General features: G+C 66.1%; 25 protein-coding genes and 1 pseudogene. 8 read left to right on the top strand and 18 right to left on the bottom strand.

Annotation, left to right across the window (positions count from 1 at the left end; genetic code table 11):
• Window positions 1-394: 394 nt before the first annotated feature.
• Genes ACW4TU_RS45235 through ACW4TU_RS45225 form a run of 3 tightly spaced genes read right to left on the bottom strand, consistent with a single transcriptional unit; the run spans window position 395 to window position 2,411 of the window.
• Window positions 395-1,612 (bottom strand): hypothetical protein, encoded by a 1,218-nt coding sequence (locus ACW4TU_RS45235; RefSeq protein ID WP_457430882.1) that lies wholly within the window; start codon window positions 1,610-1,612, stop codon window positions 395-397.
• On the bottom strand, window positions 1,609-2,187 hold the full coding sequence (locus ACW4TU_RS45230) for an RNA polymerase sigma factor (protein ID WP_457430880.1): 579 nt from the start codon (window positions 2,185-2,187) through the stop codon (window positions 1,609-1,611). Before ACW4TU_RS45230 ends, ACW4TU_RS45235 begins: the two co-directional genes overlap by 4 nt.
• The gene (locus ACW4TU_RS45225; protein ID WP_457430878.1) at window positions 2,184-2,411 is read right to left on the bottom strand and encodes a hypothetical protein; all 228 of its coding nucleotides are present in this window, start codon (window positions 2,409-2,411) and stop codon (window positions 2,184-2,186) included. Before ACW4TU_RS45225 ends, ACW4TU_RS45230 begins: the two co-directional genes overlap by 4 nt.
• Before the next feature lie 765 nt (window positions 2,412-3,176).
• Between ACW4TU_RS45225 and ACW4TU_RS45220 the strand changes: the two genes are divergently transcribed.
• Complete coding sequence (locus tag ACW4TU_RS45220; protein WP_457430876.1) at window positions 3,177-4,022, top strand: IS5 family transposase; 846 nt, start codon at window positions 3,177-3,179, stop codon at window positions 4,020-4,022.
• 211 nt (window positions 4,023-4,233) lie between these two features.
• Here ACW4TU_RS45220 and ACW4TU_RS45215 read toward each other — a convergent pair whose 3' ends face one another.
• Window positions 4,234-4,362 (bottom strand): hypothetical protein, encoded by a 129-nt coding sequence (locus ACW4TU_RS45215; protein ID WP_314254458.1) that lies wholly within the window; start codon window positions 4,360-4,362, stop codon window positions 4,234-4,236.
• Here ACW4TU_RS45215 and ACW4TU_RS45210 point away from each other — a divergent pair.
• The 4 genes from ACW4TU_RS45210 (at window position 4,354) to ACW4TU_RS45195 (ending at window position 8,168) form a co-directional block, all read left to right on the top strand.
• The gene (locus ACW4TU_RS45210; RefSeq protein WP_457430874.1) at window positions 4,354-5,403 is read left to right on the top strand and encodes an ISAs1 family transposase; all 1,050 of its coding nucleotides are present in this window, start codon (window positions 4,354-4,356) and stop codon (window positions 5,401-5,403) included. The genes ACW4TU_RS45215 and ACW4TU_RS45210 overlap by 9 nt on opposite strands.
• A 395-nt stretch (window positions 5,404-5,798) precedes the next feature.
• Window positions 5,799-6,383: a hypothetical protein gene (locus tag ACW4TU_RS45205; protein WP_457430872.1), complete on the top strand. Its 585-nt coding sequence runs from the start codon at window positions 5,799-5,801 to the stop codon at window positions 6,381-6,383.
• Window positions 6,384-6,424: 41 nt separating this feature from the next.
• Entirely contained in the window at window positions 6,425-7,249 is an 825-nt protein-coding gene (locus ACW4TU_RS45200) for a hypothetical protein (RefSeq protein WP_457430870.1), read from the top strand.
• On the top strand, window positions 7,224-8,168 hold the full coding sequence (locus tag ACW4TU_RS45195; RefSeq protein ID WP_457430869.1) for a hypothetical protein: 945 nt from the start codon (window positions 7,224-7,226) through the stop codon (window positions 8,166-8,168). Before ACW4TU_RS45200 ends, ACW4TU_RS45195 begins: the two co-directional genes overlap by 26 nt.
• 474 nt (window positions 8,169-8,642) lie before the next feature.
• On the opposite strand, the gene ACW4TU_RS45190 is transcribed toward ACW4TU_RS45195, so the two are convergent.
• The 6 genes and pseudogenes from ACW4TU_RS45190 to ACW4TU_RS45165 all read right to left on the bottom strand — a co-directional run bounded on the left by ACW4TU_RS45190 (window position 8,643) and on the right by ACW4TU_RS45165 (window position 12,445).
• Window positions 8,643-8,921 carry a hypothetical protein gene (locus ACW4TU_RS45190; protein ID WP_457431014.1) on the bottom strand — a complete coding sequence of 93 codons (279 nt, stop codon included), beginning with the start codon at window positions 8,919-8,921 and terminating at the stop codon, window positions 8,643-8,645.
• Between the two features lie 567 nt (window positions 8,922-9,488).
• Window positions 9,489-9,731 carry a hypothetical protein gene (locus ACW4TU_RS45185; RefSeq protein WP_457430867.1) on the bottom strand — a complete coding sequence of 81 codons (243 nt, stop codon included), beginning with the start codon at window positions 9,729-9,731 and terminating at the stop codon, window positions 9,489-9,491.
• A 134-nt stretch (window positions 9,732-9,865) separates the two neighbouring features.
• Window positions 9,866-10,069 carry a hypothetical protein gene (locus ACW4TU_RS45180; protein ID WP_457430865.1) on the bottom strand — a complete coding sequence of 68 codons (204 nt, stop codon included), beginning with the start codon at window positions 10,067-10,069 and terminating at the stop codon, window positions 9,866-9,868.
• A gap of 405 nt (window positions 10,070-10,474) precedes the next feature.
• Window positions 10,475-10,744, bottom strand: coding sequence for a hypothetical protein (locus ACW4TU_RS45175; RefSeq protein WP_457430863.1), 270 nt, complete (start codon window positions 10,742-10,744; stop codon window positions 10,475-10,477).
• Between the two features lie 169 nt (window positions 10,745-10,913).
• Window positions 10,914-11,162: pseudogene (locus ACW4TU_RS45170) on the bottom strand (hypothetical protein); the annotation flags it as partial.
• Window positions 11,163-11,192: 30 nt separating this feature from the next.
• Window positions 11,193-12,445 (bottom strand): IS3 family transposase gene (locus ACW4TU_RS45165; protein WP_457430862.1). Its coding sequence is split into 2 segments (ribosomal slippage): window positions 11,193-12,163 and window positions 12,163-12,445, totalling 1,254 coding nucleotides; the frame shifts between segments, so codons are not numbered across the junction.
• Between the two features lie 217 nt (window positions 12,446-12,662).
• Here ACW4TU_RS45165 and tcmP point away from each other — a divergent pair.
• Window positions 12,663-13,841 carry a three-Cys-motif partner protein TcmP gene (tcmP, locus tag ACW4TU_RS45160; RefSeq protein ID WP_457430860.1) on the top strand — a complete coding sequence of 393 codons (1,179 nt, stop codon included), beginning with the start codon at window positions 12,663-12,665 and terminating at the stop codon, window positions 13,839-13,841.
• Between the two features lie 45 nt (window positions 13,842-13,886).
• Here the strand turns inward: tcmP and ACW4TU_RS45155 are convergent, their stop codons facing one another.
• The 4 genes from ACW4TU_RS45155 to ACW4TU_RS45140 form a co-directional block, all read right to left on the bottom strand.
• Window positions 13,887-14,633, bottom strand: a complete 747-nt coding sequence (locus ACW4TU_RS45155; RefSeq protein ID WP_457430858.1) for a DUF5131 family protein — start codon at window positions 14,631-14,633, stop codon at window positions 13,887-13,889.
• A gap of 200 nt (window positions 14,634-14,833) precedes the next feature.
• Window positions 14,834-16,084: a GIY-YIG nuclease family protein gene (locus ACW4TU_RS45150; RefSeq protein WP_457430856.1), complete on the bottom strand. Its 1,251-nt coding sequence runs from the start codon at window positions 16,082-16,084 to the stop codon at window positions 14,834-14,836.
• 104 nt (window positions 16,085-16,188) lie between these two features.
• Window positions 16,189-17,061, bottom strand: coding sequence for a DciA family protein (locus ACW4TU_RS45145; protein WP_457430854.1), 873 nt, complete (start codon window positions 17,059-17,061; stop codon window positions 16,189-16,191).
• Between the two features lie 9 nt (window positions 17,062-17,070).
• Complete coding sequence (locus ACW4TU_RS45140) at window positions 17,071-18,537, bottom strand: transcriptional regulator (protein ID WP_457430852.1); 1,467 nt, start codon at window positions 18,535-18,537, stop codon at window positions 17,071-17,073.
• A 988-nt stretch (window positions 18,538-19,525) separates the two neighbouring features.
• Between ACW4TU_RS45140 and ACW4TU_RS45135 the strand changes: the two genes are divergently transcribed.
• The gene (locus tag ACW4TU_RS45135; RefSeq protein WP_457430851.1) at window positions 19,526-20,098 is read left to right on the top strand and encodes a hypothetical protein; all 573 of its coding nucleotides are present in this window, start codon (window positions 19,526-19,528) and stop codon (window positions 20,096-20,098) included.
• 432 nt (window positions 20,099-20,530) lie between these two features.
• On the opposite strand, the gene ACW4TU_RS45130 is transcribed toward ACW4TU_RS45135, so the two are convergent.
• The 4 genes from ACW4TU_RS45130 to ACW4TU_RS45115 are packed head-to-tail and all read right to left on the bottom strand — an operon-like array spanning window position 20,531 to window position 24,176.
• A complete protein-coding gene (locus ACW4TU_RS45130; RefSeq protein WP_457430849.1) occupies window positions 20,531-20,941 on the bottom strand; it encodes a GIY-YIG nuclease family protein in 411 nt (136 codons plus the stop codon).
• Between the two features lie 10 nt (window positions 20,942-20,951).
• A complete protein-coding gene (locus ACW4TU_RS45125; protein WP_457430847.1) occupies window positions 20,952-21,413 on the bottom strand; it encodes a PPC domain-containing DNA-binding protein in 462 nt (153 codons plus the stop codon).
• 28 nt (window positions 21,414-21,441) lie between these two features.
• Window positions 21,442-22,422, bottom strand: a complete 981-nt coding sequence (locus ACW4TU_RS45120) for an asparaginase (RefSeq protein ID WP_457430845.1) — start codon at window positions 22,420-22,422, stop codon at window positions 21,442-21,444.
• Window positions 22,423-22,460: 38 nt separating this feature from the next.
• Window positions 22,461-24,176 (bottom strand): helix-turn-helix domain-containing protein, encoded by a 1,716-nt coding sequence (locus ACW4TU_RS45115; protein WP_457430843.1) that lies wholly within the window; start codon window positions 24,174-24,176, stop codon window positions 22,461-22,463.
• Between the two features lie 302 nt (window positions 24,177-24,478).
• Here ACW4TU_RS45115 and ACW4TU_RS45110 point away from each other — a divergent pair, with 302 nt between their 5' ends.
• Window positions 24,479-24,628: a hypothetical protein gene (locus ACW4TU_RS45110; protein WP_457430842.1), complete on the top strand. Its 150-nt coding sequence runs from the start codon at window positions 24,479-24,481 to the stop codon at window positions 24,626-24,628.
• Window positions 24,629-24,640: the final 12 nt, after the last annotated feature.

Genomic DNA, 24,640 nt, shown 5'->3' with positions numbered 1-24,640 from the left:
GTCGACGGGGAACTCTTACTGTCGCTGCGTGTTGGTGTGGGTTTTTCGTCGTCGAAGTATTCGGTGACAACTGGGACAGCGAGGGTGGCTAGTGCCCCAATGACCGCCGCGCCGATCGGGACGTTGAGCCACCAGCGACGCGGGCGGGGTGGGCTACCCGGCTCCGGTTCTGGTGCCGGGTTTGGGTCTGAGGTTGGGTCCGGCTCTGGACTGCTCGAACTCGCAGAGGCCATGACTCCCCTCTCGCCATAAAAAGTAGATAGCTGCTATCTCTGTAAACGGCGGGCGAAAGCCACTGGTTGCATAGAGACAGACGTAGGTTCATGTATGCACGCGCGAGGGACGACTTGGTACAGCCGTACGGTGCGCGATGCGGCGAGGGTGGGTGGGGCGGTCAAGTGAGGATGTTCTCGCGTGCGTTCCCGGTGCCGGCACGGATGATCCAGGATCCGTCTTCCTGACGATCGGAACGCCGCTTGAGACGGTCGATGTTGGTGGAAGCTGGCCACGTGGTGCCGTCCGACCACCTGACTCCGGTCAGCTCGATGTCGCCCTCGCGCATATCCGCGTCGCTGAGGTCGTCCGTGGTGAAGTCGTCCATGAGACTCGCCAGGGATTCCTCGTCCACCGCCACTGACGTACCGACGGCCTGGGTGTACTCGTCGCTGATGATCTGCAGGCACCGGGATCGGGCGGCGTCGAGGGCGAGGTCGAGGGCGGCAGTGAGGGCGCGGGCGAGGTCGCGGGCGAGGGCGTCAGCGCGGGTGAGGTCGCGCGCGAGGGCGTCAACGCGGGCGGGGGCGAGGTCGCGGGCGCGCTCACGGGTGCAATCGAGGGCGGCAGTGAGGGCGCGGGCGAGGTCGAGGGCGCGGGCGAGGGCGGCAGTGAGGGCGGCAGTGAGGACGCGAGCGAGGGTGTGGCGGGCGATGACGTCAGCGAGTCTGAGGTCGTAGACGAGGTCGTTGAGGAGGTCGTGGGCGCGGTCAAGGATGCGGTCGAGGGCGCGGGCGCGGCCGGGGGCGCAGTCGAGGTCGAGGGCAACGTCGAAGGCAAGGGCGAGGTCGAGGGCGCGGGTGAAGTCGAGGTCGAGGTCGCGGGCGAAGTCAAAGTCGAAGTCGAGGTCGCAGTCGGGGTCGCAGTCGAGGTCGGGGTTCCGGGTACGGGCGCGATCGAGGGCACGGGTACGGGCGCCGGCGAGGTCGAGGTCGAGGTCGAGGTCGGAGTTTCTGGTCCAGCTCTCTACGACACGCAGCGCGCGGCGCGCAGCCCTCACGCGGGGGTTGCTGCGCAGCTTCAGCCGCTGGGCCGGACGGGCCTGCCCCCCGCTATTGCCAGGGGTCGTGCTGGAGACAGGCGGGGCGACAGCAGGAGAGTGGCCGGGGGGCGCTTGGATGGTGGGGTGGGTGAGGATGTCGCGCAGTCCGGCTTCCACGTCCAGAGCGGTCTCGACCTTCGCCGTGAACGTCTCGTGACGGGACTGGAACAGGATGTCGCGCAGTCCGGCTTCGACATCCAGCGCTGCTTCGAGCTTCGCTGTGAACGCCTCATGGCGCTGCGCCAGCTCGCGGTCGATCGGGCCGCCGGGCCCGGGCTTGCCCCTGTGAGCGGTCACTGGTGTTCACCCTTCCGCTTCCCGAGCACAATCAGCGCGGTGTGGCGCGCGCGGGCGAGGTTGCCCCGCACCTGCATCGCGGGCACGTCCAGGATCTGTGCGATCTCCGCCGGTCTGAATCCGTCGTACGTAAGGGCCAGTGCCTGCCGCTGGCAGGGAGGCAGTTCTCGCAGGATGGCCAACACCTCGTCGCGTTCCAGTGATTCCCAGATGGCCTGGTCGCCGACCAAAGGCGCCTCAGCCGGTTCCCGCGGCTCTCCGAGGTCCTGCTCCCGGAGGGACTTGAGTGCGTGGATCAGCTCCCGGCGGGCGGTCGTGCGCGACCACGCCCTGGGATGGCGTACCTCGCGCCACTTCTGGTGGAGGGTGCGCATCGTCTCCTGAGCGGCGTCCACCGCGTCTTCCCGGCCGGCTCCTATCAGGATGAGGAACCCGACCAGGCGCGGAAAGTTGGCCCGGTAGAAGGCGGAGAACTCCGCGTCGACGGCGGCGCGTTCCGCGGCCCGGTCTTCGATCTCGCCGACGGACAGGTCCACTGGCGGGTCGGCGTCCGTGGGCTCCCCCGAAGTTGTCACGCGGCCTCGTCCCCCTCACCGCCGCGGCGGCTCACGGTGAGCCGCACGTACTGTCCGCGCCGCCGCTCGGTCAGGCATACCTGCCCATCTGGCCCCGCCGCTCGCGCCACCTCGGCAAGGTGCCTGCGGGTCGCCCGAGCGTGCAGCACCCGGTAGCGGAAGTACGCGGCGAGCGTGCCGGCAAGCGCCGGGCCCGCGACCTCCACCACAGTGACAGCATCCATCGCGCCTCATCCTCTCGTCGTACGGGGGACGGATCGGCCGTCCATGGATGAGAGGTCCGAGAGGCCGCCCGCGTGAACAGACGAACCAAGATTCTTTTCTCGTACATTGGCGTGCGGATGGGAAACCACCATCACTCAGTGCCCCCCATGCCCCGCGCAGATGCGAGGAGATCCCGACCTCCGCGTTGCGGTACGCCTCCCAGCTCGGGTGACCGAGGGGTGTCCAGACGCGGGCGGCGTGCGCGTCGCGGACCCGGGCAGCGAGCACCGCCACGGAGCGCCGGACGTCGTCCATCGCCTCGCGCAGCCCAGCCGTCATCTCCCGGGCCTGTGCCGCGCTCAACGGCGGCCGTGCCGGTTCGGCGACGGCGTCGTCCTGGTCGTGGTCGTGCTCGCCCATGACTCCATCGTCCTGCGCGTCGGCTGGCCGGTCCAGGGCGTACGGAAGCGCGGCCGCGAGCTCCACCTCACAGACCTCACAGCTCACCCCGTTCACCTGGGAAAACGGGGTGTGAGCCCTACAGATCTCAGAGGACGTCCTCATCACTTTTGCGGCTATTTGAGGAGGTTCAACACCCGTCGGGATTAGCCGCATAAAGGCAGAACAAGCAGTATGTCGCGCCAGTCGAGACGGGCATGACCTTGCGGTTTGCATCGATTCTCGCCAAGAGCTCCTGTCCGGTTCGAATATGGGATTGAACGCCGCTTTTGCCTCGCCCGATCGAGTGATATGCCCGGTTGGACGCCTCGTGCGTCAGTATCCTCATGGCCCCTTCGAAGCAACGCAAGCCCTACCTGAGCGACCTGTCCGATGCCCGCTGGGCGTTGATGGAGCCAACCTTGACGGCCTGGCGGGCCGAGCGGCAGAAGACCTCGCTCAACCTTGGCGGCAAGGTCACTGACCTGCGGGAAGTCATGGACGCGATCCTCTTCCTCAACCGGACCGGGGTCCCGTGGCGCTACCTTCCGCACGACTTCCCGCCGCACACCACCGTGTTCAGCTACTTCAGCGCCTGGACCGCCGACGGCACCATCGAGAAACTCGGCGTCCGCCTGCACCGAATGGTCCGTGAGCAGGAAGGACGCGCTGTCGAGCCCACGGCTTGCGTCATCGACGCGCAGAGCGTCAAGACCGCTCCCAGCGTGCCCACCGACACCCAGGGCACCGACGCCGGCAAGAAGATCGTGGGCCGAAAACGCAGCATCGTCGTCGACACCCTCGGCTTATTACTCCTGGTCATGGTGACCGCGGCCAGCGTCTCCGACAACGAGGCCGGCAAGCAGCTGCTCAGTCAGATCGCCGCCGACCATCCCACGATCACCAAGGCGTGGGTCGATACCGGCTACAAGACCCAGGCCATCGAACACGGCGCCACCCTCGGCATCGACGTCGACGTCGTCCCGCGAAACACCCAGGTCAAGGGCTTCTCAGTGGTACCGCGACGCTGGGTCGTAGAGCGAAGTTTCGGTTGGATCATGATGCATCGGCGCCTCGCTCGCGACTACGAGGCCAAACCCGCCCACTCCGAGAGCATGATCCGCCTCGCGATGATCTCGAACCTCGCGAGACGAGCAACCGGCGAAACGCCCATAACCTGGCACAATCCATGAACTATCCCCCAATCGAACGGGACGTCCTCTCACATCCATCAGCATGACCGGACAACGGTCAGCACCAGGGCTTCGGCGTGGTCGCCGGGCATCCGGTTTGTGACGGTCCGCCAGGTTGGTCGGCCAGGGAGAGCGGAACAGGCACGGCTTCCAAGATCATGGAGTTCTCGACGCCCCGTGACCTGCCTGGAAGACCGTGCCTGCCGAAGCATCATCGCTGATCCCGCCTGCCCTTGACCAACTCCGCGAGCATCCAGAGGTCGCGCCGGAAGAAGTGCCCGGACTGCTGGGCCGCCTCGCCCAGGTGCCCGATCCGCGTGATCCCCGTGGAGTGCGCCACGCTCTGGTGGGCGTCCTTGCCCTGGTCGCCTGCGCGGTGCTGGCGGGGGCGACGTCACTGCTGGCGGTCGGCGAATGGATTACCGACGCTCCGCCCCACGTGCTGGAACACGTCGGCGTGCGACTCGACCCCCTGTTCCCCAAACGGTCCCTGCCTGCGGAAACGACGGTCCGACGACTGCTGGCCCGGATCGACGGCGACGCATTGGACCTGGCGGTCGGCCGCTGGCTCGCCGACCGCCGCAACCGAACCCGGGGCCGGCTGCGCGGCCTGGCGGTCGACGGCAAGAGCCTTCGCGGAGCGGCCAGGGCCAACGGCCGCAAGATTCACCTGCTCGCAGCCCTGGACCACACCACCGGCCTGGTCCTGGCCCAGCTGGACGTCGGCGAGAAGACGAACGAGATCACCTGCTTCCAGCCGTTGCTGGAGACCATGGCCGACCTGGCCGGGGTGGTCGTCACCAGCGACGCCATGCACACCCAACGCGAGCACGCCGACTACCTTCTCGGCCGCGAAGCCCACTACATCGTGATCGTCAAGGGCAACCAGAAGAAGCTCCGCAAGCAGCTCAGATCCCTTCCGTGGACAGAGATCCCGCTGCAGGGCCGCGTGAGGGGCATCGGCCACGGACGCTCGGAGATCCGACGGATCAAGGTGGTCACGGTCAACAGCCTGCTCTTCCCCGGAGCCCGGCAGGCCGTCCAGATCAAGCGCCGCCGCACCGACCGCAAGACCGGCAAGACCACCATCAAGACCGTCCACGCCGTCACCAGCCTCACCGCCGAGCAAGCCAACCCCGCCCAGCTGGCGACCCTGATCCGTGATCACTGGCAGATCGAAGCTCTGCACCACGTCAGAGACACCACGTTCGCCGAAGACGCCTCACAGCTGCGAACCGGCAACGGGCCCCGGGCGATGGCCACTTGGCGCAACCTCGCCATCGGCACCCTGCGACTGGCCGGCGCGACCAACATCGCCGCAGCTCTGCGACACAACGCCCGCAACGCGGACCGCCCGCTCGCCCTGCTCGGCCTCAAGTGATCACGAAACGGACGCTCGCCGACTACGCCGAAGCCCTGCGGTCAGCACCGATCACAAGTCACAAGATCTGAGGCTGTAGTACAAGGACCTCTCACCAATTCCGCGCGGTGCTGGACAAGTTGAATCGGCAGAGCATCGGCCGTACCGGTTTCGTGACTCTACGATCTCTTTCATGAGCGGAATGTGATGATGATTGGAGTTCCTTGGTGATGCGGAGCCAGGTATTCGAGTCGAGTGGCACTGACGCTATTGACGGTGCATCATGGTGATGAGTCGCAAAGTCACTACGCGAATCATCTGCAGGTAATCACAGTCGCGCCATCGAACCATTGGCCATCTCAGGCTTTAAATGGAAATGACGCGCGCACAAGTCGCCCTAATGTCAGGGAAGTGCCATGACTGAGACAACCACCGAAGACCTGCGCTCGTTCGTCACCTTCGCTCTCGCCATGAAGCCAAACATTCGCTTCCAGCGGCAGTCAGATGACGTCGGACCAGCGCTGTCGCTGACCATCTCGGCCGAAGAATTCGAATCCGATGCGGACGCGGAGCTCGAAGCGAAATACGCCAGCCTCGAGCCCCTCATGGAGAAGTACCGGCCACTGCGATCATTTCTTCAGTCGGTGATCCACTCCAAGGAGTCAACCGCGACCTGCACTCCCATTACGAGCTTCAAGCCGGGCACTGAATACCGGCTGGTGCGCATATCGGAGGCGCAGTTCGAGGTCGCAAAGGAAGTGGCATCGAAGCTGGATCTGATCCACGTCCTCTGGGAAGCCGACTATTCGGCAGAAGCGGGCCGCGAAGTGGATAATCTCCACCAGTATCTGGCGAGCCAGCGTGAGCTTCTGACCGGCGATTTCAAGGGCGTCAAGTTCTCCGATGCGGCCGCCACGTATGGCTCGGATCGGCTCGCGGCCGCAGATGAGGACTGCAGTGGAGCGGTGATTTTCGTCGTCATCGAAATTTTCCTCATCTGATCTGGACACCGGGAGACGGTGTGACGGAACCGGGAGACGCCGTGAAGCGCGAACCGCTGGAAAATCTCGCCGAATCCTTCGAGCGGAATGCGGACCATTGGGCGTCTCTCGGTGCAATATTCCGGGACCATGCCAATAGTGACTTTCTTTCTGAATTCCTTCTCCGGGAGTTGGGGGCCGCGGCAGAAGACAGCGATCACGTCGTACGGCGCGGTGTCGGGCAGGCCAGCTTCACTTTCGTCAACACGCCAGACCTTGAGTACTCAATCCGCATCATTGCGCCATTCAGCCAGAAGCCGCGAAGAGTGAAGTGGCTCGGGATGCCTCAGATGATCGCGGTGAAGGGCCTGCATACGGTCACGGTTCGGACGCTAGCGGTGCCACCACAGTGCGACATCGAGCAGTTCGTCGCAGGCATTCATATTAGCGAGTCCTCAGTACAAGATGCTCGAGACGGTGCCGTTATTGTCACTGACAACCGGCACGAGATCATGGACATCTGCGCGGCGAACGGCCCAATGATCGCTCAGATTCTGACGTACCGCCGCGCCGCTCCGAACCTCTTCTGGACCTTTACGCCCGAACTCACCTCACTTTACTGCGAGCAGTCCTCAATCGCGGCATCGCGTTTCCGGAACGTCCTGCGAATCGCCCACGAGACGGGTGCTGCAGTGCCTGAGGACATCTACGAAATTGCACTGGAGTCGGGCTCTCCCCAGGTGGTGCTGACAGCGATCCAGTCTATGCTCGAATCAGGTCACCCGGGTAGCTTCGCGGCACTCCACCGCGCCGCTGAATCAGATCAAAACGGATTGCGGAATGGCGCTAACGCCATTCTGGATGATCTTTTCGCAGGAGGCAGGTGAGAGTGCGTTGCCGATCGACCTTGAGGTTCCCGCCGCAGAGGATCAGCTATCGCTCGAGGAGTACGTACGAGCCATCGAAGTCAGCGATTTCGACCTGACTCGGCATGATGACCTGATCGCCTCTGCTCCCCTACTTCGGAAACTGGCGAACAATAAGACGTTCCTCATGGAGCGCATGTTCGATGAGTTGCGGAATCAACTCCGATTCCAGGCCGACAACATGTACGCGCCGGAAGTTTTACTGCTGCACTCGGCCAAGAATTACTTCATCCGGGCGAACATCTGGAAGCCGATTTCTGCCGCCGAGGAGGCGATCCCTGGCTACCAGTACGACGTCTGCCACGACCACAACTTCGACATTCTGACTGTCGGATACCTAGGCCTAGGCTACAACTGCCGATCGTACACGTATGACAGGACCGCGTATGAAGGCCGCCTCGGGGAGATGGTCGAGCTGACCAATGAAGGTGTCTTCTCCCTGACCAGCGGTCGAGTAGCGCTTTACCGGGCTAAGGAGGATGTGCATATCCAGCTGCCACCGAACCAGATCTCGGTTTCCCTCAACCTTATTCCGCGCGCACCAGTGCAAAACGAAATGCAATTCCAATTCAACGAGAACTCGGGGACGATCTGCAGGTACCTCAATTTCAGCGGCTTGGAAGCGGCGGTCCGTGTGGCCGACGTCATGCGGTCGCGTGAATGCGCGGATGCGCTAGTACGCATCGGGAACGGTCACCCCAGCGCCCGCGTACGAGCGTTGGCCCTGGCCGCCCAAATCCACATTGACGCCGACCGCGCTGATCAGATCCTGGCCGACGTAGCGGCCCACCAGTCCGAGACAGTGAAGTACTTGGTCAGCTTGGAACTCGCCAACTACGGATCCACTATGCGATTGGGAGGCGACTCAGCTGGAGCCTGAGAGGCCGTTGTCGTGTCGGCACGGTGAGCGAGGGGTTCGACTCGCCAGATCGAAGGCGGACTCGCCAACTCAAGCGGTCGGGGTGCGGGCCTGCACGCGACGCTTTGATCGCCGGGGCCGACTTCGTCGTCTGGGACGGTCTGCCCTTCACCTCGCCTGAACAGGCGGCTGGTGGGCAGTACGTGCCGCACGCCGGAATGTCCCCAAAGGGTCTGTGTCGGTCGCCGGTACGGGAAGGCCCCGGCTGGACGGGGGAGACCAGCCTGGGCCGTGCGTGGTGGCGTACGGAGGGCGGTCGCCTCTCGGCGGGGTGCTCCATGGGCTTCACGGACGAATCGTCCCCAAGGGCGGAAGGTGAGGCCCAGGGACACCCTCCCCTCCGCCAGCCACACATACAGATCAACGGTCAACCGCGTTGTGCGGGGTGTTCCCGCTCGCCGCCCGCGGTGAGCTGGAGCACAGCCACCGCCAGGGTCAGCTGATGAAGTCGGCGACCAGGGCGGCGAATTCGTCCGGCCGGCCAGGCGGGCGGATGCCGAGTTCTTCGGCCCTCGGCGCGCTTCCCCGCGGACCGGACCGGGGTTTGACGCGGTTGCGGATGGCGTCGAGGACCGCGAGGCCGACGAGGAGGACTGGTTCGGCCAGGCGGGAGGTCATCTCGATGTAGGTGCCGGCGGTGGTCAAGTCCTGGTCGGCGGAGCGGAAGACCACCGAGTTGAGGGTGACGTTGAGTGCCCTCGAAAGTACGGACATTGGCGACCGGCACCGTGCCGCCCGGCGGCGGACAAGTGACCCTTCGAGATCGGCAAGGACGATCCGCACAACCCCACCGTGAACTGGTTCACCGGCATGTTCGTCAACGGCCGGGCCTTCCGTGACGGCGCCCCGTTCAGGGCTCGCCTCGAGGAGGCACTTGTCCGTCCGGACGGGCTGGCGTCCGGACAATTGTCGGGCAGACCCGACAGGCGTCCGGCCCGGACTGAGACCACCACCGGCAAGACGTCCGGATGTCGCACGGGGGAATTCGAGCCTCCGGCCGGCGCTGCGCCGCGCTGGCCACGGCGTCGGCAAGGCCGCAACGACCGTCGGTCCAATGCTCGCAGGCCGCGGTCACGCACCTGCCGGCGAAACGGAACCGGGACTCTGGTTGCCGCGGGGACGACGCTGACGCTCTCTCGACGAAGCGCTCGTTGACTTCGATGGGTGGGTGGAGCGCGGCGACGGTCCCGTCGGGACGGACGATGCCAAGAAGCAGGTTTCCCGGGCTACAGGAACCGCTCGGACAGAGCGCGGAGCTGCCTCCGTCGTCGCTCATGGCAGTTATTCCCCAGCTTGTTTCAACCAGATCCCGAGGAGAATGTCAATCAGCCCGTCGGAGTCTGATCCGGGTGCTGGCTCACCGAAATCGGACGGTTGGAGTGGCACCTCGTGCAGCGGTGGAGCGATGTCGAACTCCGCGATCTCGGTGACGACTGCCTGCCGGACAGCGTCCGCGATCCTGGTCATGACCTCGGTAGGCAACGCGCCCTCGACGGTCACTCGCAATCCATCAACCGGGCTCATCCGTCGCTCCCTACCAGTTACCAATGAGGCGGCCTGCGCCAGACCGAACCGAATCGAGGGTCATGTTTATGAACTGCACGTTGTCAGGGTCGCCGTCGTCTGTCAGCCGGACCTCGACGTTGAAGCCAAAGAGGTCAACCCCTTTGTTCGGACTCTCGCAGTTCCAGCGTGGCATAGCTGCGGCAAGTTGCAACCGCGGCCCGGGTGGCGGCCGCATCCGTGCCCTCGCGCAGCTGGCGGCCCACCTCTCGGGCGATCTGCCGGACGATGAAGTCGTTGTGTACCCGCTCCGGCAGCAGGTGCACCGGCTCCAGCACGGCGTAGATCTGTGGGCTCATGGCCAGCTGCAGTCCGTCGTACGAGGACCGGGGGCACCCCCGTCCCTTCTGCTGCGCTTTTCGGTTTCAGGCTTCGTGGGGGAGGGCTGGCTGTTTCCACCCGCGCGAAGCGCGAGATCACCGCCGGCTTCCGCACGCGCAGTCACGGAAGCCGAGTTTTCCACAACCCCAGAGCCCTCACCTACCGGTACCTCGCCTACGGAGGATGAGAAGAACACATGTCTATAGGCCGCGTCAACGCCGCCAAGTTCATTGCCCGCCTGCTGCCGGAGCCGCGTGAGACGGATTTCGCTGCAGAGCCGGCGCACGAGTTGATGGCCACCGCCCACGCCGACATCGCCTGCCAGTTGTCCGGTCATAGGACCGGCTGGACGGACGTCTATGCCGGAGCGGACATTCTGCCGCTCACACGGAAAGGTGATCTGCTTTTGGAGCCGAACGAGGAGCACGCGCGGACGCGGCCGTCTCGGTGCGGGCCGCCGCCCGCGCCCGCAGCACCGTCAGTTGTCCGAGCCTGCTGCGCAGCAGGTAGCCCGCGGTACGGCGACGGGCGTCGTTTGCGGCGGCCTCCGCACGCCGGTGATCGAGGGGCCGCTGGCGCAGCGCTGCCTCGTACGCGGCATCCGCCTCCGCTACGGCGTCCTCGCTCGCCATCAGCCGCCGCACAGCGACCACCCGACGCTCGTCACGGACCTGTTCGGCGACCTCCTGGGCTGCGTACGCGGCCCAGGCCTCATCCCCACCGCGGCGCCTGCACCATACGCCCCGACCCCGGCGCGCCGTCTCTCGCTGAAGTCGCCGCTGCGCAAGGGCGGGTGGCTGCCCGGCCGCCCTCCGCCGGGCCTCAGCCGAGGCCGAGCTTGCTGAGCGCGGTGGTCCAGTCGGTGACGATGGCCTTCTGCGCGGCGGCGAGGGTTACCGTGCCCTTACAGACCGCGGTGTGCAGCTTCGTCTCCACCGGGTCCTTCAGGTTGTTGACCCCAGAACCCTTCTTGTGGCCCGGGTCGGCGGGCTCCACCCACAGGTTCCGGTAGTCGTTGGGGTCCCCGCCCAGTTGCAGGCTGATCAGGTGGTCGTACTCGGCATCGCTCATACGTGAACCGCCCCGGGTTGGTTGGAGACTCTAGATTGTGGTTGTGACCTGGAGTTTCTGGGTTGTCTGGTAGTGGCCGGCTTCGTATTCGGCGGGTGGGACGTGGCCTATCTCACCGTGCAGGCGGCGGAAGTTGTACCAGTCGATCCATTCGGCGGTGGCCAACTCCACCTCGGCCAGGGTCTTCCAGGGCCGTCGGGGCTTGATCAGCTCGGTCTTGTAGAGGCCGATCGTGGATTCCATCAGGGCGTTGTCGTAGGCGTCGCCGACCGAGCCGATGGAGGCTGCGATGCCGTCGTGGGCCAGGTGCTCGGCGAGCTTGAACGAGGTGTATTGCGACCCGGCATCCGAGTGATGTATGAGCTTGCCGGGCGTGTGCGGGTGGCCGTCGCGGTCCCGCTGCCAGATACCCATCTCCAGCGCGTCCAGGACCAGTTGGGTCTCTTTGCTCATCGCGGCGGACCAGCCGACGATGCGGCGGGAGAAGGTGTCCACGACGAACGCGACGTAGACGGTGCCGGCCCAGGCCGCGACATGCGTGAAGTCCGCGACCCAGGTGCGGTTCGGCGCGTCGGCGACGAAGTCGCGGTCGAGACGGTCCGGGGCCCGTGTCGCGGCCGGGTCGGCGATGGTGGTGACGACCTTCCGGCCGCGGACGGCGCCGGTGATGCCGAGTTCACGCATGAGGCGTTCGACGGTGCACCGGGCCACCGTGTGGCCCTGCCGGTTCAGCTCCCGCCAGATCTTCCTGGCCCCGTAGACACGGTAGTTGGCGTCGAAGATCTCCTTGATCAGGTCCTTGAGAGCGGTGTCCCGCAGTTGGCGGGCGGAGGGATTCTCCTGGCGCTGTTTGTGGGCGTAGTAGGTGGAGGGGGCGATGCTGCAGTCGTGCTCGGAGAGTGTTCTGCAGATCGGCTCGACACCGCCGAAGCGGTCCCGGCACTCGTCGATGAACGCTACGAGCGCAGATGTGGCCGGTCGAGCTCGGCCGCGAAGAAAGACGCCGCGGCCTTCAGGATCTCGTTCGCCCGCTTCAGTTCGGCGTTCTCCTTCTTCAACGCCTTGACCTGGGCAGACTCCTCCGTCGTCGTCCCTGGCCGAGTCCCGCCGTCGACCTGGTCCTGGCGGACCCACGAGCGCAGCGTCTCGGTCGAACCGATCCCCAGCTTGCTCGCGACCGCCTTCATCGCGGCCCACTCGGTGGCGTAGTCGGGCCGCACCTCGGCGACCATGCGGACCGCACGCTTGCGCAGCTCAGGAGGGTAAGGGGAGGGACGTGCCATGACTCAATCCTCTCAGAGAATCGAGCCTCCATTCGACCCGGAACGGTTCAATCCGTGCCCCTGGACCTGGCTGACTATCGGGCGGCCCCTCCCTTCATAAGGGCGTGGGACTGCGAACCCATGGCAGGTGGCGTGATGGGCCTCTTGTCGGGATCTGGTGTGTGGGCTGACCATGCGTTACAGACGGTCAGGTGAGCCGTGACGGAGTGGGGGACCCATGTCCACGGGAACGGGTGGGGACTACTGGGCGGACAAGGCGCTGCCCAGCGTGTTCAAGCACGAGTTACTGAAGCGCTACTTGCCTCAGTTCGGCGGCATGACAGGTACTCAGTCGCACGACAAGCGGGTGGTCTACCTGGACGGATACGCAGGTGAGGGCCGTTACGAGAACGGTGAGCCAGCCTCTGCCGAGATCGCGCTACGGGTCGCCTCCCACTTCCGTGCCCGGCACGGCGTCACGGTGGAGTGCTTCTTCACGGAGCCACACCAAAAGTCGTTCGACCGGCTGCACCAGGTGGTCGAGCACTACCGAGCCGGCGGTGTGCTGGCCCACGCTCACTGTGGCGAGGTCGACGGCCTCCTCGACAGCGTGATCCAGCGGGCTGTGAGCGAGCCGCTGTTCCTCTTCATGGATCCGTGCGGGCTGTCCCTGCCCCAGGGCCGGCTCGTGGATGTACTGGCGCAGCAGCGTCCTCAGAAGAAGCCGGCGACCGAGCTGCTGTTGAACTTCAGCATGATGGCCGTATGGCGCCTGGGCGGCCACGTCCGCTCGCCGAAGGGCAACGAAAGGTCGCTGCAGCGCTTCGACGACGTATGCGGCGGCACCTGGTGGCGCGAGTACTTCGCCGACGCGGCGGCCGTCTCCGCCGACGACGGCGCCGCGGAGGACGCCATCGAGGCCGTAGCCGCCGAATACGCCCGCCGCCTGGCCCGGCGTACGGGCATGTTCGTACAGTCGGTGCCTGTTTCGCACGCCCCGCACCAACGCGCCGTCTACCGGCTGGTGTTCGCCACCCGCAGTCAGTACGGCCTGTGGGTGTTCGGCGACACCGTCGCCCGGGCCAGGGACACCTGGTGGGAGACCCTGGAAACACGGGAGGAGAGCGACGGGCAACTGTCCTTGTTCTCCAAACGGCCGGACCCGGAGGCCGTCGAAGGCAAAGCGGTGCCGGAGATCGCGGACAACCTGGAGAAACTGCTGCTGCGCACCCGACGTCCGATCAAGCTGGTCGACCACACGCTGGAAGTCTTCGGCAGCTTCTACGGACAGGTGACCGAGCCGGCGGTGCGCAAGGCCGTACGCCTCCTGCACGATCAGGGCAAGACCCCGAGCAGCGGTGTCGGCGTGCGCCGGACCCGCGAGATAACACTCCAGCCAAAAGGTCTCGCGGCCTGACCCGGTCGGGCAGCGAACTGCCCGGCCCTCACCGCCAGAATCCGGTCAGGCCATCACAGGCAGAGGCATCTGGTCCCAGGTGCGGCCCTCCAGCAGGCGGCCGGAGGCCTTCGGCGTACGCCCGCCCCACTGCTTGAAGAAGAACGCGACGTCGGCGTCGTGGCAGGTGTCGCGGATGTGGGTGATCCACTCCTCTTCCACCGGCCGGAATCGGGGACCGGACTCGCCGCCGGCGATCACCCAGTGCACGTCTGTCAGGTCTAGGCCGTCCAACTGCCCGAGCAGCGGCTCGCAGGACAGGAAGCGGACGGCGGCCGGGACTTGCCGCAGGTCGTCGACGCGTGGCAGCTCCTTCACGCTCTCCACGGACACGCCCATCCACAGATTTGCCGGCCATTCCAGCCGGTCGGCGACCTGGCGCAACCGCCGCGCCCGCTTGGTCAACACCTGGTAGGTGTGCTGCGGGGTATCGGCCATCACGTCGAAGACGCGGCGCACGTAGTCGAGCGGCACCCGGGCGTGGAACAAGTCGCTCATGGAATTCACGAAGACGGTGCGCGGGCTCTTCCACCCGTACGGCACGCGCAGGGCGTCCGGATGCACCGTCAGCCCGAACCCGGGCCCGGACGTCCGCGGGTCACCGTCGGCCTGGTACTTCGGCGACCCCATCGCCTTCAGCCGCTTCGCCAGCGTCAGCGCATAGCAGTTGTCACACCCCTCGGAGACGCGGTCGCACCCCGTGGTCGGGTTCCACGTCGCTTCGGTCCACTCGATCGCACTGCGGTCACTCACCGGCCGGCCCTCCATCCCCTCGAACCGAGCCTCATCCCCGACGGAGCAACTGCGGCCCGTAACACCAACGACCCGCCGCACCACCGGGTACCGGCATCCAACCATCCGACGCCCGCACCATGTTCACTACCCCGTGAATGGAACATGTGTTCCCTTTTCTGTAACGGTCTGCGCGTTGCAAACCGGCCATCCTTGGAGGTTCACAGGGCTCGTTGACGGTGGACGGCCGCGATAGCTGGCGCCACCAGCCGCGTCCGGTGGCGCAGTCCGGACGTCGTCGCCCGACGCATGCGCCGCACCAAATTGGCGTTCTCCAACCGTTCCAGCACCCGCTCAGCACCCGGAAGTCCGCTGTCCAGGAGCCGTGCCAGTGTCGCCGCTGGTCGGCCCCGGTGCGTGTCCACTGTCCCGCCGCACAGCCGAACCCGTCCGGTCTCCGCCGCCTCCAGCACCAGCAGTAGTAACGCCAACCGGTCCGTGGACGCTCCCCGTCCAGTACGGCCGTCCAGCAGCCCGGCCGGCGCATGCCCACAGCCCTGGGACGACGGCCGCGGGGCCATCAACGCCTCCATCAGCCGCAACCAGGTGGCTAACTCTGCTGGTGACAGGGCCAGCGAGTGTCCGGGCGCGCTCCGCGCGGCACGCAACGGCAGCACCTCGCACTCCAGACTCCGGTGCTCACCGAACTCTCCCGTCAGCGTCGTCGTAGTGACGACACCGGAGTCGCGGAGGCCTGGCAACACCATCGACTGCATGCGCGACGCCGACAGCCCCAGCCACTGTCCGAACTCGCGAGAAGTAGTCTCCACCCGCCCCGTTGCCCACGTGGCGCGGGCTGCCAGCAGCAACACCGCTAGGCGCACCGAGTCTGGAGCACCCGCCAGGCCGGGAGTGTTCAGGAACTCTCGCGTCGCACGTCCCAGGCGTATCCGGCTGTCCGTACTCAGGGCCAGTGGATGACCGGGGCTGGACGGAACGCGTTCTTGCTGACCGTCGGTGGCCACGTTCGGCTCGGATGTCGGCGTGTACGCGGTGCAACGGCAGTCGTGTGACTCATCCCAGCCCATCACGGTGCATCCGCCCGCTCCATGAAGCCGGCCCTTGTGCCCACAGGCGCAGCCTGGGCCCGTGCCTCCGGCACGCGCATCGACTCGTGCTGTTGCGACGAGCCACGAAGTCGGCTTTTCCCAGACGTCGTTGACGGCATCCTGTACGACCGCAACAGGGTCCAGTTCCTGGAAGTCGAACCACTCTCCGTGGGAACGGTAGGCACTCAAGTGGGCATGAAGACGACCTTCCAACTGGTAGCTGCCTGCGCACGTCCAAAGAATCTCCAGCCTCAACGGACTCATGGACTGGATCTGCCGCAGACGCCGCTCCGGGGCCGCCGACACTCCGATCTTGGCAACGGGCGAGTCTAGTGCGCCGATGACATAGATCTGATCTTTCATGGCCTCTTCCTCTGCTCCAACTGCCCTACGGGCCCGTGCCATTGCCTGCGGATTCCCTCCGCGCGGACGTTAACGGGCAGCCCACTTTTGAGGCGAGAGCCTGTTCACGCCGTGGACCGCAGCGGTTCCGCAACCGGCACCGAGGCCGCCGGCCCGGCTTCCCGTCCTGCTCGTTCCGCCCGGGCCCGGCGCAGCGCCAGGGTGCGGGTGGCCTCGGACTCGCGGCGGCGCTGAATGCGGGCCGCCGCGATCGGGGCCGGCTGGTCGTCTGCGGGCACCTCCGGCTCCGGGAACGCCTGTCGGCTCAGGGCGCGCATCGCCCTGGTCTGCCGCTCCACCGCCTCCGAGATGCCCGGGTCGATCCGGCTCCGGGGCGCGGCGGCCTGGTGCGCGGTGAGGGCCTGGTGGTAGCCGTCGGACGCTGTCTCTCTGGTCTTCACGGGCGCCTCGGGCGTCGCCGCCGCCGGTGCGGGTTGCGCCGTACGAAGGTCGGGGGCGGCGCCGGAGGGCAGGACCCGGATGGTGCGCACCGCTTCGGTGCCGACCGCGCTGTTCACCGTGGTGACGATCCGGGCGGAGATCAGCCGCAGCTGGGTGGCGTAGGCGGGCGAGTCGGGGCGCAGGTCCAGCTGCCCGTTCTCCGGGTGGAACGCGACGGCGGTGACGTGGCTGGGCAGCTGCGGGGCGATGGAGGCCGCGATGTCGGTCCAGCGGTCCAGCACGGTGCCGCCGGCGGCCGGGAGCTCCCAGGCCCGGTCGGCCATCAGGCTCTTCAGCACGGCGGCGAACCCGCTTGGTTCCCGCCCGTCGCGCCGTACGGCTGTGTGCTGGCGGCGGCGCGGGGTGTGGGCCTCGCTGTCTCCGCGCTTCCTGGCGGCCTCCCTGGCCTGGCGCAGGGCGACCCTGGCGAGGTCGACGCCGGACACTTCCGGGGTGTTGCCGCTGGTCTGCTCGGTGGGATTGATCGTCTCGGTCACGTGGTCCTCCTACCGGTGTCGGATGCTCGTCAGCGAGCTGTGGGCGAGGCGTTCAATCCGGCGGGCGCTGCTCACCAGTTCCTCGCCGAAGATCTGCAGCGCCGTCTCCTTGTCGAAGCCGGCGATCAGCGTCGTCTCGCCCTGCATCAGCTCGCCCTCGGCTGCGGCGATCAGCGCGGTGATCTCTTCGTTGCCCGGCTCCAGTCCCGCGTCCTGGCCATCGACGACGTGGTCCTGGTCCTGGTGGCGGCCGCCGTGCTCCATGTCCCTGACCTGGGCGATAGCGGCCTCCACCTCGAGCTGGACGGCGCGGCTGGACGGGGCCTGCCAGTCGCCCTCGTAGCGCTCGGTGCGGGCGCGGACCTGCTGGATGCGGTCGCGGCGAGCGGCTTCCTGGGCGCCGCGCCACCGCTCGATCGCGTCGGCCCGTTTGGCGGGGGTGTCCAGGACCGTCACCGCGTTGGAGAGCAGCACGGCGAGCAGGCCGGAGCCCCGGCGGACGTGGGCTGCCTCGCCGCGGAAGTGCAGCCAGGCCTTCACGTCGGTCACGGTCCATCCGGCATCAGCGACGCTGCGGGCCACCCAGGCGATCCGGGGCACCGCGCAGCCGCGCAGCCAGTCCAGTTCTTGGGTGAGCACCCTCGCCAGCTGGAAGCGCCGTCCGACGGTGTTCAGTTTCCGGCGACCGTCGGCCTTGGCTTTGGACTTCTTCGGGACGGGTGACTCGCTGCCCCCGCTTGCGAGCTTGTTCTCAGGGGGGAGAGAAGTAGTACCGGCAGTAGAAGAACCATCAGTACCACCCCCCATTGGGGTGCAACGCGACCCACCGGAAACGGCAGTCACAGAAGCTGCCTTCCGGGCACCCTTCGCGCCGGTCCTTGAGGACGTCTTCGACCGGCGTCGGCGCACCTTCCGGGCCGCCTTCTTCGCCAGGTGCGCCATCAGCTCCCGGCCCGCCTCCGCGATGCCCGTCATCCGCCGACTGGTGCCCTCGCCCGCCGTACGGATTCCCAGCGCATCGTCGAACTCCACCGGCACCATCCACGCGAACTCGCTCGCCTGCGCCGGCTCACCGCTGACCCGCGTGCCCTTCGCGACGTACGCGAGCAGTCCCGTCTCCCGGAGCATCTGCAGATGGTTCTGCACCGCCCGCTCCGACAGCCCGGTGCGGCGCATCAGGTAATCGATCCCCGGACGGCACGGCGACAGCTCCGCGAGCAGCTGCGCGACGAACACCGTCGTCGGCCCGAACGAGCGCGGCCCGTGCGACCGGTACCGCCGCGGCCGGTACAGCCCCGACCCGGCCACCCAGTGGACCGCTTGCATCCACGAGTAGCCCTCCGGCGCGACCCGCCCCGTCGACGTCGACAGCCGCTGACCCGCCTCCAGCACATACAACTCGGGCAGCACAGCGACCGCGACGTCGTCGACCGACGAACGCGCAGCGGGAATCATCGCCGCGGCCGGCGCCGCCACGGCACTCACCGGGCACCCCGGAAGGACGCCAGAACATGATCCATCCGGCGACCATGGACCAGATCACCTGTGGACAGATTCCAGCGAGCGGCAGCAGGCCTGTGGACAACGGGTGCGGGTACGGCGGGAGCCGGGACGGAGCGGTGCACACCTTCTACAGGTGTCGCGATCGGGCCCGGTGTGACGCTTGACGGGCGCGAGATCAGAAAGACGTCCCGAACAGCGAGACGTACAGGACAAATCGGGCTGTGAGATTGCGCGATTCGGAATGTCACGGACACGCAAAAGCGCATGAAACAGGCATAAGCGGGCTGGCAAAAGCCCGAGCGGTCGTGCAGAATGACGGCGCACCCTTCTTTGAAGGTGGGTGTGACGAAATGACGAAGCTCTTCCTGTGAAGGCGGTGCTTCGGGTTCTGGGAGAACCAAGTTCGAACCGCTCGCAGCCGGCTGGTACCGGGGCGAGCAGCCCCTCCGGGGAGGCCGTGGCAGGCCGAAACCGGAGAATTAGTTGGGGCGCCGTGCCGAGGTGAGTGGCATCACCGTGTGGCTGGGCCCCGGGCGGCTAGAAGTCCTGCACTGCAGGCGCCGCCCGCAGACTCACCTCATCTCGACCCCCTCGGGGGGCGAGACGTGTGCCCGCACGCTGAGCGGTGCGGAAGCATAGGAAAGGCACCCGCCTGCCGGAGCGACGTACGAATCATCGCTACTACGGCAGCAGGTGCCTTGTTGTGTGCCTGCCCGAAGGTACGGGTACCCTGAGCCATGTCGAGACCACCCTTAGATTGGTCTGCGGCCGTGCCCCGGAGTGCAGCCTCGCGGGGCTCAACCATGTCCATTTTGATCTTATCCGGAGACACAGTACCCCCCTCACGGCACGTAACGGCACCCCGCCCCCTACCGTGTCGGCCTTGCAGAAATGCTTTTTGACGCACCATCAGCTGCTCCGCTGCCCGCCCCCGTGAGCCCGCACCGGAGATCAAACCGGCATGATGAGCACCATGCATGCACCGCCGACCGACTCCCAGGACCTGGACGTGGAGTCCTTCGCCACGCCGCTGCAACAGCGCCGCTTCACAACAGCCATGCAGCGACTCGCCGCCAGCAGGGCCCCCGACGCTCCAGTGCGCGTATACGTCAGTGCCGCACCCAGAACCGTGGACAACCCCAAGTGGGACAGCTGGCTGGCACAGATCACTCAGGAGCTGCCCGAAAGCGCCGAAGTCCTGCACTACCGCAGTGTTTTCACCGACGACCGGCCGTACGACTGGGACGCAATCGCCGAAAAAATCGATGGCCTCGTTGTAGTAGGAAAACAAAAACGTGCGGGGAGCAGGGTCTACCGCTTCGGACCCGTGGCCCGACTCGAACTCCGCTCGCTCATCGCCCGAAAGCCCGTCCTGCTCTACGCCCACAGCCAAGGACTCATCCCGGTCATCGACTGCCACAGCCAAGTCCTCACATCGGGGGGAACGCCGCGACTGAAGCTCATCGCGCCGAAGAGATGGAACCGTGAGAGCTCGACGCTCCAGGCCGCGCTCGAGGCACTGGGCCCGGCCTAACAGGAGGAGCATGCGGTCGCGCCAGGACACCTCGCTCATCCGTTCGCCACTCCTCCTCAGTAAGGTCATCAAGTGGTTATGAATTGCAGGCAGGTTGCGCCCGCGGTGCCCCCAATCTGAGCAGATTCTTCGGATACTGCCAAGAAGGATTAGGGCTGATATGTCGAAATTCCCGTAGGGTGGTCGTCTTTCTCTCGCACTTCCCGTGAGGCGGGAAGTGCGAGGGTGACTCTTCAGTTCCCTCTGGGCGGACATATCTATGGGAACCGCTCATCCCAACAACGAGGTTCCGAACTCGTCTCCTCCACGATGAAGTCAGGATCCCCCAGATAGGCAAGACGGCCAGTGCGGCAGTCGACGCAGCCACCGTTTGCGTTGCACTGATGAAGCATCACTTCTCCGGAGCCGGGCGTCTCCAGGGTGATGCTGTGCTCAGCAAGGACAACCCTGACACGCCAGTGAGATACCGGAGGGAAGCGAACATCCCAGTCGATTCCCCCGAGCTGGAGAGCGGAAAAACTCTGTCGCGTGGTGCGGCTGGCTGCAGGGCTTGAGCGCATTCCTGCCATGCCCAGAGCTATGGCAGCACGCAGCCTCCACTGGGTTGTCACCGAGCCTGAACCATTCACCACGTACGTTGTGGGCGCCGAAGTAGCGGTGTAGCTGTGCTTCCAGATCTGGGCCGCCCTCAAATGTCGTCAGCAGGGAAAGTTCGACAGGCGACCCGACTTGGAGGAACCAGAGACGTTCTTCCGGGTTCCTGCTATAGCCGATCTTCACGAACCTTGAGCCCAGCGAGCCGACCAGATACACCTGGCCTGCAGCACCACTTCCGGTCGTCATCACCACTTCCTCAGGCTTCAAAGGTCAGCAACGGCACGTCATAGAGAAGCGGGTTCTTCGGGCGGGTCATCACGGGCGCGGTGACCTCGACGACATACATTTCAACGAGAAACTGGACACGGGCACTGAGTAGATGACTTGTATATCCGTTCGCCGACCGCGCCTTCTCCCCCAGAGATGTATGGATATGCGGCGAGACCGAGTCCGTCTCAGCGTCGTAGGCGAGGGTTCCACACCCCATTGCCTCCACACCCGTGACGTGGACCTTGCTCCAGACCGGGGCGTCAGGGTCTTCAAGCTTCTCGCAGGCCCCGACGATGTCCGCCTCCGCGAAGCCGGCGATGAACATCGGGATGTAGCCGTGCCGGACCCCGTTCGCGCGGCAGAAATCGGCAAGAGTCGGAAAGAAGTCGTCGCCGTGGTCGAAATTCACGGCGAAAGTCCGGCCGGTGGTCAGCTCGTAGCTACGCAAGACGGTTCTCCGGATGCTGGTGAGACGGTTACGAGACGGTGCTGAAGGTCTGGGCGATCTGGTCCGTGTCGGCGGCGGTCATCAGCAGCAGCTGCAGAAGGATGCGTGCCTTGATCGGGTCCAGCGTGCTGGCGGAGATCAACCCGCGTGTGAGCAGGTCGGATTCAGAGCCGGGGAAGCTGTAGGTCTGGCTGAGCACAGGACCGGATCCGGTTCGCGTCGCGAGGATGACCGGCATGCGCTTGGCGAGATCGGCGAGTTCGTCCACGCACGTCATGGGTACGTGGCCCGCCCCGAACGCCGCGACCACCAGTCCGTCGACATGGTCGCCAACGGCTCGCAGGACAGTTCCATCGTCACCGAGGCAAACCGTGACGATCGCGGTGCGCGCGGGAGTAATGGCATCGTGAGGAGCGACCGTCAGAGAGCTGCTGGGGCGCGCCATAATCCGTACGCGGTCTTCCGCGACGTAGCCGATCGGCCCGGGGTACGAGGTGAAGGCCATCGGGCTCGTGGCGTGGGTCTTGCGGACCCAGCAGGCAGCGTGGATCTCCTCTCCGAACACCACGGTGCAGCCCGTACCCCGTGCCTCTGTGCTGGCCGCGACGCGAATGGCGGCAAGCACATTCGCCGGACCGTCCGCGCCGGCCATGCTCGCGTTGCGCATGGCGCCCGTGACGACGATCGGCATGTCCCCGGCGGTGACGAGGTCCAGCAGATACGAGGTCTCCTCGATTGTGTCCGTCCCCTGAGTGATGACCACGCCGTCGACCGGGAGCGTCTCGACCGTTACGGCGAGTTCGAGCAGGTCGGCGAGGGACAGCGACGCCCCAGGAAGCTGGCGGAAATCCACGACCTCTACCGCGATACCTGTGTCTGCGAGGCCCGGTACGGCCGCGATGAGTTCGTCGGCCGACAGCGTGGGCGTTGCTCCCTCGCCTGTCTGGGCGGTCATCGCGATGGTGCCGCCAAGAGTGAACACCGCGACGCGTCGGGTGCTGTCGTTCATGGTCTTTTGCCCCTTCGTGGGCGTGCGGGTGGTGTGGGTCAGTGGTCAGCTGGGAGGGAGCCCACGTACCTGCATGCGGTGTCGATGCCATCCGGTGAGACGAGCCGGCTGCGGGATTGGATCAGCCCGGATGACCCGACCTTGGCGAGCTGGGCAGACCGCTGGATCAACCAGGACCAGGGCAGATCGAGGTACTGGGCGAGAGCACGGAGACGTTCAGCAGGGGTGGCCGCTGCGGTGACCGAGTGGGCGCCGACATCCTGCGCTGCGTTCGTGAACTCGCGGACTACCGATGACCGGGCGGTCACGTCGACGTGCCACATGCCCTCACCGCCAACCCAGTTGGCGATCACGGCCTCCTTGTCGGGGGCTACGACGAACCCCTCGACCGCCTCGTAGGACGCGTCGGAGGTGACCTGGGTGTGGATGCCCATCGCTTCCATCAGCGCCATGGCCAGGAACAACAGGATACGCTCGTGACGTGGGGAAGAACGGACGACGTTCTCGGGGATGCAGAAGGCGCGGGTGCTCGTACTGCCAAGTGCCCTGGTGGTCTCACGCAGGTACGGATACTTGTGATCGAAGATCAGCCAGGCGCTGGCCTCCTCCCCGCGCTGCTCGCGGGTCCAGAAGGCGGGCACCTCGGGGAGGTCGGGCAACGCCCGGAGAATATGGCGAGCGCAGAAATCGGAGCCGAGCCACATGTGGGCGACGGTGTTCAGCCCGGGCGCGGCCTCTCGGCTGACGGCGGAAGCCGAGAGCCGCTCGTACGCCCTGAGATCGCTGCGCGTTTCAGCAAGAGCCTGGTCATCAGCCTGCAGCGCATCGTCGTAGTTCGCGACGGCCCACAGGATGCCCTGGGTGAAATCGTCCAGCTCGTAGGCGGTGGGAGCGGTGACTTCGTAGGCGCCGCCGTTCTTCATGACCTTGCCGCGGGCCTTGCGGGCGTCAAGGACGTAGAACCGGGGAGCATCCTCGGTGTCGATCGCCCCGACCAGTAGACCGCGACTCGGCCGGCTCAGGAACTCCTCAGCGCGTCGCTGGTCCGGGATGGACACGATCACCCGCCCCGCCTCAACGCGCGCCGGGTGGACCTGGAGCGAGAGCTGAGACCCGAGCATGGAACGACCGCCCGGGATCAGCGCCTGCCAGTCGACACCGTAGTCAGGCACAGGACGGGACAGCCGAAGACCGGACCAACTCTGAGTGACGTTCCTCGCGAAGCCGAACGGATCCTCTGATGCGCTGACCGCGCCGGCTGTCGGCAGAGAGAAGCCAGCAACAGCCGCTGCTCCGATCCCCACCCCACCGCGCAGTAGTGCGCGTCGATCGAGCGCCACAAGAACCACCGTTCCATCGTCCAGACGAGCGGGGACGAACATCCCCTCACCGTCCGACGTTGCCTGTCCGGATACGGCGGTGACCAGGCCAACAGGGACTTTGGAAACATGGAGAGGCTGATTGGACACATGGACACTCGGGCCCAAGGCACCGCGGACCTCGGCATCGGCCTGCTCCCAGGCCAGTAGTAGCCCTCCCCCAACGTCCAGTTCGTGGTCGCATGCCTCTGCGATCTGCCGGGAGGGCGGCTGCTTACCCCGTTCCAGTTTCGACAGGTAGCTGCGGGTGACGTGGACCCGTTGACCGAGCCTCTCGAGGGACAAACCGCGCGCCTCGCGCGCACGCCGCAGTTCGGCACCCCAGCGATGCCACGGCGACTCCTCCGGCGTCAACTCAGCCGGCCGCTGTCCCACAGTTCTCCCTCCAGATGTGTCCATGTATCCAGTCCGAGCTGGCTACATGGCAACCGTAGAAGCCAGCGGGCACCACGCCTAAACCTGAAGTGACGGCTCTACCAGCCGTAAAGCAACCACCACTCCAGGAGGGCAAGATGTCTGAATTCCTGCATGCCCACGGCACAGCGCACCACGTGGCCGACGCCCACGGCCGAACCATCGACCTCGCATCCACCACACCGACGCAGATACACGGCTGCCCGTGCACAAGAACGCCTGCAGGACCACAGCCGAGAGGACGCCCTCGCGGCGCAGTCGCCGTGCGCATCGCCATCACCCTGACAGTGGGCTTGGTCGCATGCGTGCTGCTCGTGGTGATCCGAGACATCGTCACCACAGTGGCCAGCACCGGCCTCACTGGCTTCCTCCTCAAGCTCCTCTTGGCGCCGTCCCACCGGCGGGACCAGTGAGCATCGTGGTCG

It is taken from the genome of Streptomyces kryoterrae (assembly GCF_054072135.1).
The sequence above is the reverse complement of the archived record's forward strand: the minus strand, read 5'-3'. Positions and strand labels throughout refer to the sequence as shown.

What these genes read in the sequence shown, in the direction of transcription:
- ACW4TU_RS45195 (WP_457430869.1), top strand. Translation starts at nt 7,224, where the DNA reads ATGATCTTTTCGCAGGAGGCAGGTGAGAGTGCGTTGCCGATCGACCTT.
- ACW4TU_RS45185 (WP_457430867.1), bottom strand. Translation starts at nt 9,731, where the DNA reads ATGAGCCCGGTTGATGGATTGCGAGTGACCGTCGAGGGCGCGTTGCCT.
- ACW4TU_RS45120 (WP_457430845.1), bottom strand. Translation starts at nt 22,422, where the DNA reads ATGAACGACAGCACCCGACGCGTCGCGGTGTTCACTCTTGGCGGCACC.
- ACW4TU_RS45135 (WP_457430851.1), top strand. Translation starts at nt 19,526, where the DNA reads ATGATGAGCACCATGCATGCACCGCCGACCGACTCCCAGGACCTGGAC.
- ACW4TU_RS45130 (WP_457430849.1), bottom strand. Translation starts at nt 20,941, where the DNA reads ATGACGACCGGAAGTGGTGCTGCAGGCCAGGTGTATCTGGTCGGCTCG.
- ACW4TU_RS45150 (WP_457430856.1), bottom strand. Translation starts at nt 16,084, where the DNA reads ATGAAAGATCAGATCTATGTCATCGGCGCACTAGACTCGCCCGTTGCC.
- ACW4TU_RS45190 (WP_457431014.1), bottom strand. Translation starts at nt 8,921, where the DNA reads ATGTCCGTACTTTCGAGGGCACTCAACGTCACCCTCAACTCGGTGGTC.
- tcmP (WP_457430860.1), top strand. Translation starts at nt 12,663, where the DNA reads ATGTCCACGGGAACGGGTGGGGACTACTGGGCGGACAAGGCGCTGCCC.
- ACW4TU_RS45205 (WP_457430872.1), top strand. Translation starts at nt 5,799, where the DNA reads ATGACTGAGACAACCACCGAAGACCTGCGCTCGTTCGTCACCTTCGCT.
- ACW4TU_RS45225 (WP_457430878.1), bottom strand. Translation starts at nt 2,411, where the DNA reads ATGGATGCTGTCACTGTGGTGGAGGTCGCGGGCCCGGCGCTTGCCGGC.
- ACW4TU_RS45180 (WP_457430865.1), bottom strand. Translation starts at nt 10,069, where the DNA reads ATGAGCCCACAGATCTACGCCGTGCTGGAGCCGGTGCACCTGCTGCCG.
- ACW4TU_RS45220 (WP_457430876.1), top strand. Translation starts at nt 3,177, where the DNA reads ATGGCCCCTTCGAAGCAACGCAAGCCCTACCTGAGCGACCTGTCCGAT.